An 18,722-nucleotide genomic window follows, 5' to 3' on the forward strand; every position below is an offset into this window, starting at 1 on the left:
CTGTTAATCGTTCTGGGGAGAACTGCATCAACAGATTACACCGCAACTTCCTTTCTCTTCCATACACCAGAAATCAGCATAGCTCTAAGCAAGTAGGTAATCAGCACATTGCGGTCAGTTACAAATCACGCAAAGGGTCTACCAATGCGCAGCAAGAAGTAGTGCTCAATGAGTTTTCTAAATCTATAGTTGAGTTCCTGATACAGCATACTCATATGAGCCGTGAATACCTGAAGCAAAAAGGGAATGTGAATTGGCGAAAGATGATTTTGACTGCAACCGCTACCAATGTGATAAGTCCAAGCAATCTCAATCAAACTCTTCATACAGCAAATGATTTTTATAATTGGCTTCAAAGTGAAACACTCTTTGATAAGAGCAGCGACATAACCTTGGAAGATGCCCAAGCCATTTCCGATATCCATTCGTTACGTTCCATTAGACGACACCGAGGCTTTCAAATTTATTTGGAAACACGTTCAATGGATGCTGTTGCCGAAGCGCTTGGTCATGAAAAGAAGGATGCAAACCTACTGACATCTTACCTTCCTAAGCCGTTAATGGACTTCTTTAATGCACGTTGGATACGTCAGTTCCAGAACGCTATTTTATTTGAAGCCATGAAAGATTCAATGCATCGACTTGATGCTGTGAACATGAGCGCTCAGGACATTGAGGAGTTCTTGAGTAATCACGGCATAAGCAACATTCCAGAGCACTTCGATCATGGCTTTACTCAGCAGACGACTACTGACAGTGAAGTTTCAGAATCATTAGGGTTTGACCAGTTAACATACACTATATCGACATCACTTTTGCAGTTGTTGATGGCGATACGCTTTGTTGTTGAGAGTAGTGATGATGAGGAATCTTTTTTAGATATTGTTGCTCACTGGTATCAATCAGCGGTGTTTGTTTTAGATACCCTGAGTTCAGGCAAGCATAGTGCGGATGATGATTTGATGGGAATGCTTGATATTGCAACCAATAACACACTAGATACTGACTCGATTAAGGGAGCGCTGCTATGTTAAGTGTTGCTATCGACAATTCCTCTATTGCTAACCTCATTGAAAACATCGTGGAAGACCATTCAGTTCTAAATGGTTTAAGTGCCGAGACTCTTGAAGATATTATCAATTTTTCAGTAGCAAATGATGACTATCGAGCATTAGATATCATCACGAATATCCATACTGGCATCTACGGTTACGATGACCGACAGCCCGATTGGTTAGAATCCAGCTTTCCTGAAAACAAGTGGGTACTAACATTTGGCAAAAAACCAAAAACGATACATTGGGACACGGTGTACTTAGATGACGGTAAGAAACTCACGGATAAAAAACACCAAAAGCTGTTAAACAGCTTTAAATACTGGATTACGGCAGCAGATAATCCACTTGAAAATGGTGGGAAGGTTATCAGTCCAATAACTGCTTACCACAAAGTTAACAAAGTTATCGCTCTCATCAATGCTGTCTTACTACACTCGAAAGAGTTGAAGCTAGCAAAGTATCACCTTCTGAATGTGAATGATGACTTTTGGTTGAACATCTTGACGAAAGTCGCCGAGTGCGGAAGTTTTCAAAGTGTGTATGAAATTGATAAACATACCAACGTATTACTTAATAACGCTTCTCAAAGCATTTCTGATACGGACGCACAAACATTTAAAGAAAATTTCCCCTACGTTACACAAGACATTGCGCAAGATGAAAGTTTCTTATTTCTAGCAGAGAGAGAGAAGGCGTGCGCTTGGCTTTTTGAACAAGGTTATTATCACCGTAGAGGTACCATAAAATATGCTGGCAGAGGTGCTGTGCTGAGTGAGCTGTTGTTTAAAGGCAAGATGCTTTACCACGACATCAATATTCCCAACTTCGCAGAACTTCACCTCAAAGCGCCAAGGCGAAACTCAGAGTATCGTGCAGTTGAGAATAAAGACACCTCAACAGGCACGAATCAACAGACTATCTCAGTATATATTGAAGCCATTCGATTGATTCATACCAACCTTGAGCGTGAAGATGCGGCAAACCCTTCAATCTTGTCCGAGCGTGTCAGCTCAGGTCACATTAGCCAGTTAGTTAGCTTAAAAAAAGCAGGACGCACCCGCACCTTGCCGCCTACCTTTGTGTTTAATTTAATTCGTCAGTGCTATGAGTTTGCCAAAGAGCATCTACCTATAGAGGAAGGCGTTGTTACTTTACTGGATGAAACATTAACACTGCTATCTAAAGCAAGAAGTAAATCTGCGGCAAGAAACTCCAACACACTACTCCACCCCCAAAAATGCACCCTAGTTTGGAATGAAGAGTTGCATCGAGAGATGTCTACTTCGGAGCGAGGGTACTGGTTTCAAACGGAGGCAATCAACTGTCTGAGTAGTGAATACCTTAAAAAGGGGGTGAAGCAGATTCAAGCCTTTGCAGAAAGTGTGGAAAGTCGCTTTGAGCGGATTCGAGCTAATGAGAGCTTGTTTGATTTGTTCTCTGTACTGCAAGGCGCAATACAAGTCTTAGTGGGTGCAATCATGGCTCGAAGACAAGATGAATTAATCAAGTTGAAGTCACATGGCAACCTTTCACCTAATTTAAATCCCTTTTCAGAAGCGGGTGCAAAAACAGAGTACAACCTGATATTTAAGGTAAAAAAAACTGGCTCAAAAGGGGTGAACGCAACAATAGAAAGACCAATTCCCTTATCTATCGCAAGGTTCATTTGGCAACTGGAGCAATTCAACATCAAAGCGAGTGAGTTGGAGTTATGCAAAGGAAAGTTATCTTTGTTTAACAAACTTGATTCAAAGCGCTCGCAGTTAAGTCAGGTTACTCACAGGACATATAATGCTCACCTTGATGCCTCATGTGATTACTTAGAAACGGACTTGGTGGAGTACGACAACGGAGAGTATCACCGTAATTATGTCCGTCAGCACCAATTGAGACGCTTCTTTGCTATGGCGTTCTTTTGGTCAAAAGGTACTGATGGGATGGACGCCCTGCGCTGGATGTTAGGCCACTCAGATTTGGAGCATCTATACCACTATATCTCTGAGTCGGAAACTGGGGCGGTACTAAACGGAGCTAAAGCCAGTGTAATTGTTCGTGGTGTGGTCGATTCCACCTCTGAACTTGCGAAGCTCGATGGAATCGAAGAGGTTCGCAAAATCATTGCAGAACGCCTGACAGGTGATAGTTCAACACCCATCACGATAGAGTCAGTGAGTGAAGCAGCAGAAGATTACGATGATGAGTCTTATCTAACCGTCCCTCATATAAGCCAGCTTCAAAAAGAGCAGGACATTGAAACAGAGGTTATTCAGCTTTTAGAGGAAGGTCGAATCACGCTTGAGCCAGAGTTCTTCACCATCGAAGATGATGATGGAAATACAACTCAAACCTTTAATCTAATTTTAAAAATCAAAGACCTTGATTGAGGATTGGGACAATGAAAGTTTTAGAGAAAAACCAAACGAAAATCCTTGAAACAGAAAAGCTGTTGAAGGAAATCATCACAGCCCCAACTGAGTTTAAAAATGATGAAGAACTATTAAAGGCGCTCAAGTCTCAATCTGGCATCGCTAAATATCAGAATCAAGAGCGTAATATCACATCATGCTCATTAAACACGGTCAAAAGCATCTCAGAAGCACTTCTGGAAAGAGGCTTCTTATCATTAGATGAGCTTCGTATTAATGCAAAACTGGCGGTAGAGGCTGTACATCACAATGAGAAAGCTTCTAAAGGAAACAAGCAAACAGTCGTGGGTTTAAAGCACAAAGTTTCTGAGCTTGAATCAGAGCTAGATGCAGCGCAGCGCAGCAATTTTTTACTGACGGTTATGGTCTCAGAACTACGCTCTAAAATAAAGCAACTAGCTCAGCCTGAAAAAACAGTAGAAGAAAGACAGGAGATTTACAGAAGGTGCAATCAAACGGTTGAAGCGCAAATGAACTACATCAACAATGGAGAGGTTTAATGTCGGTTCGCAAGCTTAAAGACTTTGAGCAATGGAGCTTTTTGGGGCTTGATGGCAAGCTTGCCTTTAGCAAACCGCTTGATATTCCTTTCGTGACATACAGCAATCATACTCCTTGCTATGAAGCCAATGCCTATATCCATAGTTTGATGGTGAGAAACTTAAAAAGTGACACTATTCGAGGATATGCCCACGATATCATCCACTTGGTTCACTTTATTGAAAAACAGCCATTATTGAGCCAATTTAGTCAACTTACTGATGCAACATTCACTCTTTTCGTTCAATCACTACAGGCGGAGAGAACGCCACTTGGAGAACTAAAACGTAAGAATAACTCCGTTATAAAGATTGCGCATACCTGTTTGGATTTTTTGCAGTTTATCCAAGAGTTTCATGATTTGAGTGCTTTCATTGGCAAAGATAAAGGTAACTCAATTCAGATACTTGAGAAGCATTACAAGCGCAAACAGGAAGGCTATAAAGGGTTCATTGAAGGAACTAAAATTACGCACCCTGCTGTGCCAACTAAAGATGAGATCAAGAAACGTCATCCAGTTTCTTCTGACGGTGCTTTGCGTGTTTGGGAGCATATAAAAACTCAGGAAAACAAAGACAAACGCAGAAGAGACATGGCGTTATATACTGCAATGGAGCAGTTGGGTGGTCGAGTGTCGGAGCTTCATTTGATTAAAATGACCGATTACGAGGAAGCGAGACGCACAGGTATGCTCACTCTTACCACTTTAAAGCGCAAAGACGAGAATGCCACTCGAAAGATACCTGTCCCACATTTGTTACTATCAGTGATCGCGGATTACATCAAAGTTCGCAAGAAAGTCATGAGGAAGAAAAAAGTCCAACATGACTGCCTATTTATTAGCTTAAAAACAGGTCTACGCCTATCTGCCGATTCATGGACAACGTACATGAACTCATGGAAAAAAGAGCTTGGTATCGAGGGAGAATTGCATCCGCACTTGTGGAGACACGCATTCATTACAGACAAGCTTAAGGAACTGATTCTTGCCACTAAAAAAGTGAATGACAAAGATGATTTCCGAAAACATCTGCTTCATACACAAACGTTTAAAATGCAGTTACAACAATGGACTGGTCATACAATACTTAGCTCTTTGGATACTTATATTGACCTCGCATTTGCAGATATTCACGGCTACACAGAGGTTTATAATGCTGTTTCTCTAAAGTCGAGTGTTGAGCTTGCTAAACGTCAGATTGAGTTGTTAGAGGAACAGATAGCAAGGAAGGAGTTGACGCCTACCGCAGCGCTGTGTGAGATAAAGGAGCTATTGGGAGCTTTCCAATCCGATATAGATAAAAGCATTGTATCGTCACGGTAAGGTTCATCACACATCACCAATCGGTCGCGTAACACGCCTTTGGACAAAAACGCGTTAGATATATCGCCCTAACGCGCCTTACTCCGATAAGAAAAAGTAACTCAAAATCTCAAATATTTGTTAAAATCGAATCACCTAGCATCCCATTTTCTTTTGAGTTCGATAAAGCGTTCATCATCACCTAACTCGGTACTAGCTTCTATCATTTGATCTAAATACTCCCCAATGTTGTAAGGCCATTTGTTAACATCATCAGGTAATACGATGTTCAGAAGTAACAAAAGATCATTAGGATATTTTTTAAGTACGTTATCGTCATTTAGGTAGATGTGGTTAGCGCGTTCTAATTTCGTTAAGAACGGAGTGATTAGGTTTACAATTTCAGGAAAGTGATCTTCTGACCAAAATGCGATATCACAAAGGCGTTCAGATACAGCGGGTGATTTAGCAGCAAGCTGTTTAGGCCAAACTTTTGAGATAAGTTCTCTGAATGGTTGTAACCAATGCTCTTTGTCTTCACTACCTCCATGCCTAGCTTGCCATAATATTCCACACCTAAAGTCATCACTTGCTTTAATTAATACTTCTTTTAATTCAAGATCAGATACCCACCTTTCATCCTTATCTTTAATTTTCCAAGCTGAGAAAATCAATCGCACAATAGCATCCTGATGACCTCTGCTCTCAACTTCTCCCGAGTATGCCAGTTCCAGAATACTTGGCTTCAAAATGGTGAATAGTTCTTTCCCGCAAACTCCTCCTCCCCATAAAACACCAGCCCAAAATGCCTGACGGTCTTCTCCGGAAGAAGAGTTTAAGGCAGAAAGTAAGTTCCGTTGAGTCCAGTCAGGATCAACCCAAAAGCACCAACTTAAACTGCGGCTAAGTATAACTATTGCGTAACGATGTAAATCATTAGGTAAAGCTAATAATTGGTTGAGCATTAACAATAAATTTCCAGTGAAGCACTCTCCAGATTCAAAAGTACGGCTATGCTGTGATTGCAGTATTGCACTAGTTAAGTTTCCAGTTGGCGAGTTTATTGACTCCATGGACCAATCAGGAGCTTTACTACCTCGAATTATTGAAGATTCACCCTTAGCAGGTTGTATCGACATTGCATCAACTAATTTAAACGCTAGTTTATAGTATGTAGCATAATAATTATCAGCAAGTACGCTAGTAGATTTCTCAAACCAGCTTGATACTGAACGAAGTATTTTTGCCAAGTCGTCACTGGTAAAACCAGACAAACGCTCTGCAATTAATGCCATAAATTGGGGTTTATCATTCTTACGAGCTTCCGAATAAAGGAAAGTATCCCAAGCCCAGTCAACAATATTTCCCTTTTTTGCCGAACAAGTTAACGCTCTGAAAGCTCGAATCGGTTTTTCTTGTGATAAACCAAGAAATGGGTCTTCATCAATCAAAAAGTCAGCTTGCCTACCAGATAATTCACTTGCTCTTTCAAGGATTGAGGCGATTGGCTCATCTGCTAACAAAGAATAGTCTGTATTTTTCGTAACAATACCACTGCGAACTTCAAAGGAGCGCGCTGCACCTTTTGCATGCTCAGGCTTCCATTCCGGCGTATCATCTCTTAGCCTATCAACTAACTTATCCGTCGCTATTGTTAACTCACAACCATTTTGTTTAAGCCAAGTTACTCTATCCAGAATATTTCTCGCTTTCCGTTCCTTAAATCTACTTTCATCTTCGGTTTTCCAAAGTTTAGGTCCTTGCAATATTCTATTTTCTATTGTGGAACGGCTACATTGGTCGAGTTCTTTCCATCTAGCTACGAAAGCTAGAAGCAAGTCTCTAGCATGATAACTATCCCAAAATGCTTCGTCTGAAAGTTGATTTAAAGTAGTAATAACACTTTCATTAGGCACAAGATTGGTTTTCCCTAACGCCCAAATCTTTAACCTTGCAAAGATAGTACTGTCATCGCATGGCCACCTTGAAAGCTCCTTCCGAGCAGCATCAAGGTCAATCAAAACTAATTTCTCTAAGTAAGAAACAAACAGCAATACCCATGCAGATAGACCGTAAGTTCGACTATACGCATCCTCTGTATTCTTCTCGGATGTTAACGAACAACTCAGGCTCAGGCCATATCCTCCTATTTCCTTTTCTAGTTCAACAGCAAGCTCTAGGTTACGTCTCAGGACTTCAACGGTACGAATTATCCACTCATCAGGAATTTCAAGCCTTCTTGGTAGTTCTGAGTAATGGACATCTAAATGAATTAAGTCTTTTAAACTAATCTGCTCCCAGTTGATCTCATTCGGGGTGCGGAAAGGCGGCGTGACCTTGATGAATGGTTTCGTTACCTTTTCAAATTGCCGTAATTTTCTGGGACACCAACCATTATTCTTTATTGCTCTTTCCAGAGTAAACCAATCGCGGTGTCCTCCTTTATCAGTTTGTTCAAAGCCATCCAAAACATAGCTCCATGCCTGATTGAGTGTACTATCCATATCTTTAGAACGACGCTCACATTCTGACTTAAGTACAAACTGAACCCAAGGATGAAGGCATTGCTGCTTCGTAACCCACCAGATTACTTCTGGCTGTTCCGCCACTCTACTCAACCAATATGTTAATGCGTTGAGCCTTTGAGGCAGGGTTGAAAACTGAGGGTAACTGGAATCATCCCGTCTAAATCTTATAGAACGTTGGTCTTGTGTTCCTTTAATGTCTTGTGAGTTAAACTCAAAAGCATCCCATGCTCCTGTGGGAACTTCACGTTTGTTATAAAAGTCATTAGGGTCAACATGCTGTGGTGTATGATCCGAATCCAAAGAGTAAAGGTGAAATGGGTCTACCATCTCAGTTAGGTTTTCTGAACCGGATAAATTTTTACGAGGAGCTTCATATCTCAATTCAGGATCAAACACATGAAGCCAAGTGGCAGGAGCTAGTATTTCACTATTAGCAAACTTTTTGGCTCCTTCGGTTGTTGAAACAATATGTGCAATCTGACCGCGTTCAAAGGGCAGTAAGAGGTGAGGCCCCATTCCAGCCTTTGTGATTATTCCTTGATACCATGCATCCGGGTCAGAAGCACGCTCGGCCCAAGATTCCAAAGTGTTCCAAAGCGCGATATGTCCATTTGTTTCGTCATACGCAATCGCTTTTACCCCTTTATGGTGCCACTTTGAGCTAGCGTAACTTTCATCACCAGATTGAAATGCGTATATATCGTTGAGATGACTTGAGCTTTTATTGAGTGCTTCTAACAAATACTGAATTGGCGGATCGTCCGCAGAATAACCGACAAAAACTACGACATATTTTTCCAATATCCCTTTGACAAATGAAGTAGCCCAGCCATTAGCCAAGTAAGCATCTCCAAATTCAGAACTTGAGAGGACGAAGCCGTTGCTTTCAGCACCTGTACCATCCTCGTTTACTTTGCCATGAAGATATACAGTGCCATTAAATTCAACGGAATGATTAAGATCAGGTAGTCTTGGGGGGATAAAGGTATGTATATCTGGTTTGCAAAGATCAAATAAGCGATCAAAGTTAGTTGTTACCAAACGTACTATGCCATCATTCGTTGTAGCTAGTTTAAGCATCGTTTGGTGCGCACTAAGGTCAACTTCTCCCTCAGGTGTGAGAGCCTTAGCTACTGATTTATATATGTCGCTCGTTAAGAACTCTCGCTCTAGCAAACCAAATATCCTGTCAGCCGAAACTACTCCTTCCACGCCAGTACTAGCGGTTATTTCTTTAGCAGCATCTATAAGCTTCAAGGCAGGACTGTTGGTTTCTACACCAAGCTCAGATGTTACTGATGAAGCTAGCCCAAAAAAATCGGCAAAACCCGCTTTTGCTCTTGAAACACCTGCGCCACAAAAAAACACCACCCGACCTTGGTCTCTGGCTAATAAGAGTTCATCAGGTATTGAAGGTCCATTTTCGAGGAATCGCATCATGTTTCCTTTTGTGTTTAAAGTTCTAACTTTTAGGTGTTGTGACTTAAGCGATGATTAATCGCATCAATAAAGGTGATAGCGCTCCTATTGGTAATAGCTGCACTAAGAATAGCAATACGATTACAATATCATATTTAACTTAGAAAGCTCTGACGAAATGTCCTTTGTTCGGATAAGAAAAATTAAGTCAAATGGCTTTTCTTAAATTAGAGGGGCAGATGTAAGGCTGCGCATTTTGGGGCATTTTTGACTCAGGCTAATTTGTGCAACAGGCTGCTGCACAATTGGAGCGGTGACAGTTGTTGCTGATTTTGCAACAACTGAAGTTTTTCACCTCTCAGGCAACTATTGCACATTTTGCAACAGCTCCCTAATCCAACTGCCGAGGAATACTCGGTAGTTGATTGATTAACAATGCCCATGTTAGTCCTACTGCCAAAACGATGTGACGAGTAAGCGTTTTACGAAATAACTTGTTTCGCAATTATGCAAGAGCCTCTTGCATAATTGGGTACGAGAATTTGTCCAACAACCTGTTGGACAATTTATTCTTATGATGACTTGCTGCTAGAAGTTCATTTCAGGACTCTTTTAGGGAAAATACCGTCAACTATCTTCATTTTGACATCTGGTAAACTTGCGATTTTCAACGCTCAATTTTAGACTATGCTCGAGAGCCTCGGGTATCCCTGCTTTTTCTTTGAGTTACTATTTACTGTCTGGCCAGAAGTAATGGTATCGATTTGAAATTGGCATAACTGCAAAGCAGCCCACCGAGGACATCCGATAAGCTTAGGTGTTTTCCCTCCCTATTGTGGTGATAAAACGCCCAGCGCTGCACACAGAATGCGTTCCCTCTTCAAATTGAATGAAAAACATTCTGTCGCTGTTATACAAAGCCACAGGCCCTGCTTGTGGCTTTGTCGTATCTGAGAGAGCGAAAAATAGCAGTGCCGTTTGCCCAATAAAGCATTCCAATTCGAAATCAAAGAGTGGCTTAGTCCTGCGGTCAGAAGGGGTACTCAAGCGCCGTCATTGAGCGCCATCGTTACGTTTTGTTTGTTTATTCGACGCATGTGGGTGCGTAGCGTACCTCGATTCAATCCTAGTATTCTTGAGGCTTTTGCTTGATTGCCTCGACAGTGGATGACGACTTCCTCAAGCACTACATCTCGAACAAATGGCAAAAGAGCGGACACATCCGGTGTGGCGGTTCGACTATCACGAGTGTGTGAAAGAAGCGCATTGAGGTGCTCTAGAAAGAGTTTATTATCAATAGGTTTACAAGGCATGATGGTATTGCTGTGTTATGACGATGAATGCCCCCATTATACGACACAACTCTCAAAATACTTGGTCAAGCTTGAGACGCAATATGGCAAAATGACGTTATCTGAATGCTGAACGTTGAGAAGAGATGGGAAGACTCAATGATGCACAATTACAGCGTCGCATCGAACATATTTTAGAACGCCATCCTAACGCCTCGTCCTTAGTCGTGCGCCAGCGTCTAATGTCAAACCTAAAGCCATCACACATATATCCGCACTTAGTGCCCTTCTACGAGCAGTACCGCATTGATGACAGTGCCGATATTCAGCGCGAGCTGAAAAAAATGATGTCGATGCATTTAGGGCTGAGCATCATCGCGCAAACCTTGTCGATAGGTTGCTTTAACTACCGGCAAGTAGAAAAAGCCTTGTTAGAGTTGACGGCTGATTTTGACCATCTAGCACAAGCTCAGCGCTGTAAAGAGTTGCGCTTTGGTCATGGCGCTCCAACGGATGAACATCACCAGTCTCAAATTGTGATGACGTTACAAAGGCTAGGTCACCGCTTACCCGACATTTGGCAGGTATTGCGGTAAGTCACCGAAAGCAACAAGATAGCCAAACCAAGATAGCCAAACCAAGATAACAAACGTTATCCCTCGAATTATCAGTAGCCTACCCCTGTTTTGGGAGGCTCGCTATAACTTTAAAAGTATGACGACAATCCCCACTTGTTGGTGCTCTAGAAGCCTCTTAAACTAGCGATGCGGCTTTTCGAGCTGTGGGTTAAAGTGAGAGCATTGAGTACAGCTATAGGGACGTACAAGGATGTGAAAAGCCGCCCACAGACTGTCTTTATCCTTTTTTGTTTTTCGGCAAAACACGCCAATTACCGCTCATTAATCAGACGCCTTTTAGGAGCAGCATCGCTAATTAGGCTTTGAATAATCAATCGTGTATCGACACGTTGGAAACGAAGTGCAGCCATAGAATGCCTTCCCTTTATTTACTCCTCGTTTCGCCACTCGTTTTACAAGGACAGACTGACAGTTTGGGCATACTTTCGGTACCAGTTTCATGTCGCTCGTTGACTTTGGTGGTTTATTTTCAAAACTCCGTCCATCCTCAATTATATGAACCAACTCTGAGCCGTTGACCAACCACAGGCGTTTATCTTGCGCGTAAGCAATGGCTTCCGATGTAAAGTCTCCTGACGTGACGATAATCATTTTGCTTGCGTGGTGCTCTATCATGACACCGTACATTTCTCGAAGTACCTGAATGCCAACTTTCTTGGCCTTCCAGTGCTTACATTGTACTAGGCTTAGCTCTCCATCTTTCGTCAACCAAATATCAATGCCGCCGTCAGGCTTTTGTGAAAAAGACTGCTTCACCGCATAGCCTTGATGCTTAAAGTACTCGCCGACATAGGATTCAAACTCTAGCCAGCTTAGTTGGTGAAATGGCGTGGTTACTTGTTTCGAGCGAATATGTGAGGTGGTCGCCCGATACCTCTGCCTTCTCTGAAATTGTTTAAAAAAAGCAATCGACGCGGGAATGAAAAACAGCAACGCAAAATATGGGGCGAACATGGAAAGGTTTGGGGCGACAGCATTGAAAACAAAGTTGTTACTGCTGGCAGCAAGCTCTGGTAATACGTATGAAAGGGCGACATACACACCTATCGATAAAATCACACTTAACCACCACGGTGCATCCATCAAATACCAGATGATGCCATCACTTTTCCTTGCCATTAACCTTTCCTTAAATATGCACTAAGGTGCATTTAATCATAGTTTGACTGGCAGGCAAATCATGATGAGCATTAATCCATAAAACAATTCGTTACGGGCTCAAATTGTTATCTTCTACTTTCTACTAATACAACTTCCTCAAAACATCGTGTCACTCCGAATATTTTTGCTTACCAACGTCACAAAACTGAACTGTTAGAGGTGGCCTAAATCCGCCCATATCACTATGCAAAGTGTGAACTTTCAGATTGGAACATTTAATCTCTCTAACTACTCAACCAAATGCACTATTGAATGCTCAAATTTCCCGTCAAATCACCACGGTGATGAGTGTCATAGAGCTTGATACAGTTCGTCTATTTAACGTGTGGCGGTGAACCTTTTCCGCTCATTTCCTCGTTGTCATAAGAGCCGAATGGTATGGTTAATGATGTAAATTTCACCTTTGATGTTTCCGGGTTCTCCGGTGCATTTAAAGTCGAAAGCTTTCGAATAACAGAGACAGTCTCTTCCCCCTTTGAAATGAACCTGACGGTGTTGTCCGATGACGATGCCATCACATTCGATATGTTAAGCCGAAAAATGGGCGTCCTGAACCTTTTTGGCCAAGGCATAGGGACTGCTCGTCAGTTTAATGGCAGTATCTCTGAGCTTCGTTATTTAGGCTCTGGTCGTCGCTTCTCGCGTTATCATATTACCTTGGTTCCACACCTTTGGTTCCTCACTCAGCGTCAAGACTGTCGTATTTTCCAAATGCAAACCGCGCCCGACATCCTTCGTCAGGTATTTGATGATGCAGGAATGAGCGATTACCGCTTTGAGTTGTCGGCGCAATACGAAGCGAAAGAGTACGTTCTTCAATACCGTGAGAATGACCAGCACTTTGTTCAGCGATTAATGGCAGAGCATGGCCTTTGGTACTATTTCGAACACAGTGACGCTGGACATACCATGGTTATCGTCGATAGCAATGATGCGATACCAGAGCTTATCAGTTCGCCTATCAATGCTTCTTACCTAGGACCAGTGATTTATCACACTCAAGGTGGGGGTACACCAGACCGAGAGCATATTTTCGACCTTGAGCAAATCCATAGAACTCGTACTGGGTTAGTGAGCTACGGCGATTACAATTATCTCACGCCAAAAATTCCGCAAGGCAAAAGTGCAGATGAAGGCCCGAACTTTGATTTGCAGCGCTACGACTATCTTGGTCGTTATACAACGCCAGAATTAGGTCAGCAGCGTGCAACAGAGTGGATGTCCGAATACACGGTGGATAGCCATCAGATTGAGGCCGCGAGCGATATCATGCGTCTCACCGCAGGTTACAGCTTCGATATCAGCCAGCATCCTCGTTCCAACATCAACCGTGATTACCTCATGTTGACGGTGATGCACACAGGCTTTAATCCTCGTGTACACGAAGAAGAATCGAGCTATGAGCCTACGACTTATCACAATCAGTTTGTCTGCTTACCACGAGACGTAATATTCCGTGCGCCTAAAATGGCTTCACCTGTCGTTGATGGCCCTCAAACCGCCGTTGTGGTTGGTCCTGCGGGTGAAGAAATCTACACCGATGAATATGGCCGCATCAAAGTTCAGTTCCATTGGGACCGCTACGCGCAAAGCGATGAGCATAGCTCATGTTGGCTACGTGTCAGTCAATCAATGGCAGCACCAAACTGGGGCGCAGTATATTTGCCGCGTATTGGGCATGAAGTGATTGTGACCTTCCTAGAAGGTGACCCAGACCGCCCGTTAGTGACGGGCGCAGTGTACAACGGTCTACACACGCCGCCATACCCATTACCAGAAAACAAAACGCGCACCGTATTTAGAACCCAAAGCCATAAGGCCGAAGGTTACAACGAAATGTACTTTGAGGATGAGAGTGACCAAGAAGAGGTGCATTTCCGTGCTCAGAAAGACATGAAGACCAAAGTGCTCAATAACCGTTACCGAGATATCGGTAATGATGAAGAGTTAAAAGTCGGCAATAACCAAGAAAACTACATCTTAGGCGACCGTAAAGAAGTCATTGATGGGCATAAAACCTCCATCACTAAGCAAACCTTTATGGAGCAAGTTGAGGAAGATGTTCACGTCACTTACAACGCGAATGAATCCGAGAAAATAGCCAACAACCGAGATTTGTACATCGACGAAAATCGTCAAACTTTGATTGGTAAAGACGATTCTCTGGATGTAGGGCAAGACCAAAACACGGTAATCATGGCATCGCGCTCAATTGATGTAGGGGCTGACGACACACATAGCATCGGCAATAACTTCAGTGTCGAAGTGAACGGTAACACCTCTATCCGCTCTGATGGCGAAACAGCGGTGGTCTCTGCGGATGAAATCAAGGTGCAAGTTGGTGCATCCAACTTAGTGCTAAAGAGCAGCGGCAACATCCATTTAAACGGCACCTCAATAACGATTGATGGTGCAAGTAACGTTACCGCTACGGGTGGCAAAGTAGACATCAATCCGGGCGGCGCTGCAAACGGCAACAGCAGCGTTTCCACAAGAAGGCCAAAGAAACCATCGTTGACGATGAAAGCGATGCCTGTGATGTCACCAGCGGCGTATGCTGGATTGGTTGAAGACGGCGCTTTATTACAAGAGATTTGTGATTGTGATTGTGGGAGTGGAAGAACATGCCAACTGCACAGCTAAACCCAGAATGGGACATTCAACTTAACGAGCCGCTATTTCCATCCGCTGATGAAAAGCTTTATGTGCTGCTTGAACCTACGTTGTGGTCAGACTGGGAGGAAACCTTATCGGAAGGTGAAAGTGTCCCACTTTTTGCTCACACTCGATTCGCAGCCTTGGGGAATGGGCCGGTATTGGTGGAGGTTGTCAGTAAGCAAATACTTGAAAGCCTTAAAAGCCACCTAGAAGTGACGCCTTCTGGTTCCCTTTTCTTCGCTCCTAGCTCTGTGGATATCGCGAGTGTGGCCGAGTCCTTACGCCGACGCCTTATCGTGCAGCATGGTAAGACACAAGCGATGATGCGTTTTTATGAACCTCGCAAACTGGTCTCCCTCATCGGATCAATGACAACCCATCAAAGGCAGCAGTTCTTTCCATCGTTGACTCGTATCCAATGGTTTGACCGCGACTGGTTGGACGCCTCATGGCACATGCCAGAGCAGAGCGCGCCATCCATTTGGGATTTAACGCCGTCGCAAATCCAACTCATGAACTTAATCTCAGCCCATTGGCAAGGAGTAAACGCCTAATGAGCCAAACTTACACCATCAAATCCGGTGACACACTGCTACAAATTGCGATTGAGCAAGAGGTGGACTTCACCACATTGCTTGAGCTGAATCCTCAATATCAAGCAAACCCTGATTTTATTCGTATCGGTGAGGCACTTACCTTGCCGGATGAATCGGCGATTGAACCTGTTGAGCCTACCTACCCGGTAGAGCCTGTTTCAGCGATGCGTCCGTGCTCTAACGACGGCACATTGTTTGCGCCTCCGCTGTGTAAGAAGGGAGAGAGTGTTTATGATGTCGTCTTTATTACAGGCGATGGTCCGCTGGAATATTATTTATTAGACGAGAAAGCCAGCAATCAGCTAGAGCATGAAGCAAAGGAAACCGACCGCTTAGTCGAAAGCTATAAAGCGTTGCTAAGCTCTGCCCCTAGCGATAAAGAGGCGACCCGAGAAGCACTTGAGCAACATACTTTGAAGAGAACCGCGTGGTTTGAAGATGCCATGCACGCGGGTATTTTCGGTGATAACAGCCGCCCGTTAAGCCCAGCTTCACAACGTGCCGCCGCCATGAGAGCGGCGCAGCCCAAGCCAAACCCGAACCTCGATTTAACTCAAGACAGACTCACTTCACTGCAACAGCGAAAAGCTTTTGTAGAGCAATACCGCTACCGTTGGCTTGAAGAAACCTCGATGGAAACACTGAGAAAAGAAACCCTTCGTCAGTTAGACCGTCAAATTGATGCATTCAAAAAGCTAGAAACGAAAGCAAAACCCAAAGAAGAAAGCCCAACCAAACTTGGCATTGAGGCAGGCAACTTCACCAATGATAAAACTCAGCTTGTGGCACAAAAGGCCAAGCGTCATGTCGTTGAAGCCTACTCCATCAACCAAGGTCGTTACGTGTACCTTCGTCACGCCTTTTTTGAACGAGAAAAGCCACGTTGGAGCCAGTCTTACCATCACAGTAATGCCCACGCGGCGCTCAAGCGAGGGGACTTAAATCGTCTGAGTCAGGAGATTGCGAAAGACATCAAAGAGAGCGCCAAAGAGTTTAAGGTCGAAGCGAAGTTTGCCGAATGGAAAGCAGACGGTGGTAAATTCCACGAATGGAAGTCCACTCAGAAATACTTAACGGAAAGTGGTGAAACACGATTTGCGATTAGCCCAGAAGCGCAGTTGCTCCGTTGGGGCGCTCAAGCCAGTGTCGCGACAGTGTTTGAACCCACGAACGGGCGAGTCGACATCGGTATTGGCGCAGAGGCCAGTGTATCGCTCGCAGAAGCCAAAGTCGAAGCCAATCTTTACCTTCCGTACGAGAAAGGTTGGCACATCCGACTCACTTACCTCGATGCAAATAAAAAAACGGCGACTTATTCATTTGGTTGCTTTCGCTTTGTCGGCAAAGTTGCAATTGGCTGCTTTACTGGTGCAATGGCGGAAGGCAGAGCAAGCGTTGCAGCGGGTGGGCGTCAACAAAGCAGAGAGGTCAATGAATATGGCGAGAGCGTTGGCGTCATGTATTCACCGAAAGTGAACCTTGCCCAAGGGGCTAAAGGTGACGTCGGTTTTAAGGTGCAAGGGTTTGTGGGAATGCAGGCCAATGGTCAGTTAGTGGGTGGCGTTGAATGGCTACCACCTAAAAATGCCTCTTCTTCAACAGATGAAGAAGGGACTCAAAAGGAAAGCAAAGAAGCCGAGTTTCAAGCATTAGCCGAAGTCAAACCAGAGGGTAATATTGCGTTTGGCGCTGGCGTCAACGCTGAGTTTCAACTGGCTCTAGAGGACGGTAAATTTTATGTCAAATGCTCAGGGCAGATTGTTTGTGGTTTTGGTGCTGGCGGCGGTTTTGGCGCGATGCTCGATACGACCCAACTCTGGGAACTGACCAAAATTATTTTACAAGGGTTGCAATACGTTGATTATCGGTTTTTGAATAATATTGACCGCAGAGCATATGAATACTTGGTTAACTCAACACTGGTTGCATTTGCTAGAGGTTTGGTTACCGATCCTTCACAAACCTTTGAAAAGGTATTAATTAACGGTGAGAGGCAGGTGATGATATGGAGAGATGAATTTAACAAAGTACGTGATCGGCAGAAAAAAGCGACGATTCTTGCCACTCGTATTCTTGATGAATCGACTTTGTCAGGTGTGCCATTTGAGCAACTGCTACCTGAAGCCATTGGGATTATGCTCGATGTATTGGTTGAAGAGTTTTTGTTTAGCTTTAATGAGCAACAAGAGAGTGCGATACATAAATTGCTGTGTAAAAGCACTTACAGCTGGCATAAGTTTGAAGAGATTTTGCAACGCATGAACCCAGATGGGCGTGCTATTGCTGGTGAGAAAGCGATGTTTGATAACCTTGCGCGCATTAATGCAATTTTGGACAACATCCAGCAGCATGACTTTAACTTGTGGGTGACGCAGTTAGCAGAGAAAAATAAACTGGATGCTACCAACACGCCTTATACACCGCTAAGCGGTGAGGCTCTTGCACGCAAGAAGGCCCAAATTACCGCGCCTAGTGATGAACGTCTGCCGTATCGATGAACCTAACAATTGAGGAAATCGGTCGTTGGGACCGATTTCTTCTTTCGCATCATTACTTGGCTGGCGAGGCTTGCTGAAGTGCACAACGAAAGCTCACTGATGGAAAATACCACTCTAAGACTGGTATATCATGGATACGTGAAAAGACCATAGTGGTTCCCGCCGCATCACGAAGCACTTTTTCTGTACCCGACTCGGGACCTTGCGGATTATGCTCTGGTGAGACAAGATAATAATCTTTTGCATACCAATCATTTACCCACTCACTTATTTGGTTCGACATGCCTGCTACACCTAATGGGTTGGGCGGATACGCGTCCACATCTTTGATACTTACAGCTGCATTCACCTCTTCATCCGTGTATTTAATATAACGATTAGATACAGGGTCAAAGTAATGGTCACCTTGGAGTTGTGCATAACCATTGTTGGTTGCGAAATATACCTTTTGTCCACGACTTCTTGCGGCATACTCCCACTGTGCTTCTGTTGGCAGATCAAATGGCAATGCGCTGACATCACCTAGCCATTGACAATAGTCTTTCGCTTCTTGCCATTTCTTTGCAGATGCCGCAGTATTTTGCCCGTCCTCCATTGCATACACA

At 43.7% G+C, this 18,722-nt stretch carries 11 protein-coding genes and 1 pseudogene; 8 read left to right on the top strand and 4 right to left on the bottom strand.

Annotated elements, in window-relative coordinates; translation table 11 throughout:
* The 4 genes and pseudogenes from VJL_RS20185 to VJL_RS20200 all read left to right on the top strand — a co-directional run.
* Positions 1-1,034: pseudogene (locus VJL_RS20185) on the top strand (hypothetical protein); the annotation flags it as partial.
* Entirely contained in the window at positions 1,028-3,442 is a 2,415-nt protein-coding gene (locus VJL_RS20190; RefSeq protein ID WP_038880914.1) for a hypothetical protein, read from the top strand. The pseudogene VJL_RS20185 and the gene VJL_RS20190, both read left to right, overlap by 7 nt.
* 11 nt (positions 3,443-3,453) lie before the next feature.
* On the top strand, positions 3,454-3,984 hold the full coding sequence (locus VJL_RS20195) for a hypothetical protein (RefSeq protein WP_038880917.1): 531 nt from the start codon (positions 3,454-3,456) through the stop codon (positions 3,982-3,984).
* Positions 3,984-5,348 (top strand): site-specific integrase, encoded by a 1,365-nt coding sequence (locus tag VJL_RS20200; protein WP_038880920.1) that lies wholly within the window; start codon positions 3,984-3,986, stop codon positions 5,346-5,348. The genes VJL_RS20195 and VJL_RS20200 overlap by 1 nt, the downstream gene beginning before the upstream one ends.
* Positions 5,349-5,479: 131 nt before the next feature.
* Here the strand turns inward: VJL_RS20200 and VJL_RS20205 are convergent, their stop codons facing one another.
* Positions 5,480-9,295, bottom strand: a complete 3,816-nt coding sequence (locus VJL_RS20205) for an SIR2 family NAD-dependent protein deacylase (RefSeq protein ID WP_081635017.1) — start codon at positions 9,293-9,295, stop codon at positions 5,480-5,482.
* 1,022 nt (positions 9,296-10,317) lie between these two features.
* Positions 10,318-10,587, bottom strand: coding sequence for a helix-turn-helix domain-containing protein (locus VJL_RS28125; protein WP_052268492.1), 270 nt, complete (start codon positions 10,585-10,587; stop codon positions 10,318-10,320).
* Positions 10,588-10,712: 125 nt separating this feature from the next.
* On the opposite strand from VJL_RS28125, the gene VJL_RS20210 reads away from it, so the two are divergent.
* Complete coding sequence (locus VJL_RS20210) at positions 10,713-11,162, top strand: hypothetical protein (RefSeq protein WP_038880926.1); 450 nt, start codon at positions 10,713-10,715, stop codon at positions 11,160-11,162.
* A 333-nt stretch (positions 11,163-11,495) separates the two neighbouring features.
* Here VJL_RS20210 and VJL_RS20215 read toward each other — a convergent pair whose 3' ends face one another.
* A complete protein-coding gene (locus VJL_RS20215; protein WP_038880929.1) occupies positions 11,496-12,323 on the bottom strand; it encodes a restriction endonuclease in 828 nt (275 codons plus the stop codon).
* Between the two features lie 420 nt (positions 12,324-12,743).
* On the opposite strand from VJL_RS20215, the gene VJL_RS20220 reads away from it, so the two are divergent.
* The 3 genes from VJL_RS20220 to VJL_RS20230 are packed head-to-tail and all read left to right on the top strand — an operon-like array spanning position 12,744 to position 18,117.
* Positions 12,744-15,008, top strand: coding sequence for a type VI secretion system Vgr family protein (locus VJL_RS20220; RefSeq protein WP_038880932.1), 2,265 nt, complete (start codon positions 12,744-12,746; stop codon positions 15,006-15,008).
* Positions 14,990-15,577, top strand: coding sequence for a DUF4123 domain-containing protein (locus tag VJL_RS20225; RefSeq protein WP_038880934.1), 588 nt, complete (start codon positions 14,990-14,992; stop codon positions 15,575-15,577). The genes VJL_RS20220 and VJL_RS20225 overlap by 19 nt, the downstream gene beginning before the upstream one ends.
* Positions 15,577-18,117 carry a LysM peptidoglycan-binding domain-containing protein gene (locus tag VJL_RS20230; RefSeq protein ID WP_038880938.1) on the top strand — a complete coding sequence of 847 codons (2,541 nt, stop codon included), beginning with the start codon at positions 15,577-15,579 and terminating at the stop codon, positions 18,115-18,117. The genes VJL_RS20225 and VJL_RS20230 overlap by 1 nt, the downstream gene beginning before the upstream one ends.
* Before the next feature lie 52 nt (positions 18,118-18,169).
* Here VJL_RS20230 and VJL_RS20235 read toward each other — a convergent pair.
* Positions 18,170-18,722: formylglycine-generating enzyme family protein (locus VJL_RS20235; RefSeq protein WP_038880942.1), on the bottom strand; the 553-nt coding region annotated here is incomplete at its 5' end.

Origin of the sequence: Vibrio jasicida CAIM 1864 = LMG 25398, from assembly GCF_000400365.1 — a bacterium.
GTDB classification, from domain to species: domain Bacteria; phylum Pseudomonadota; class Gammaproteobacteria; order Enterobacterales; family Vibrionaceae; genus Vibrio; species Vibrio jasicida.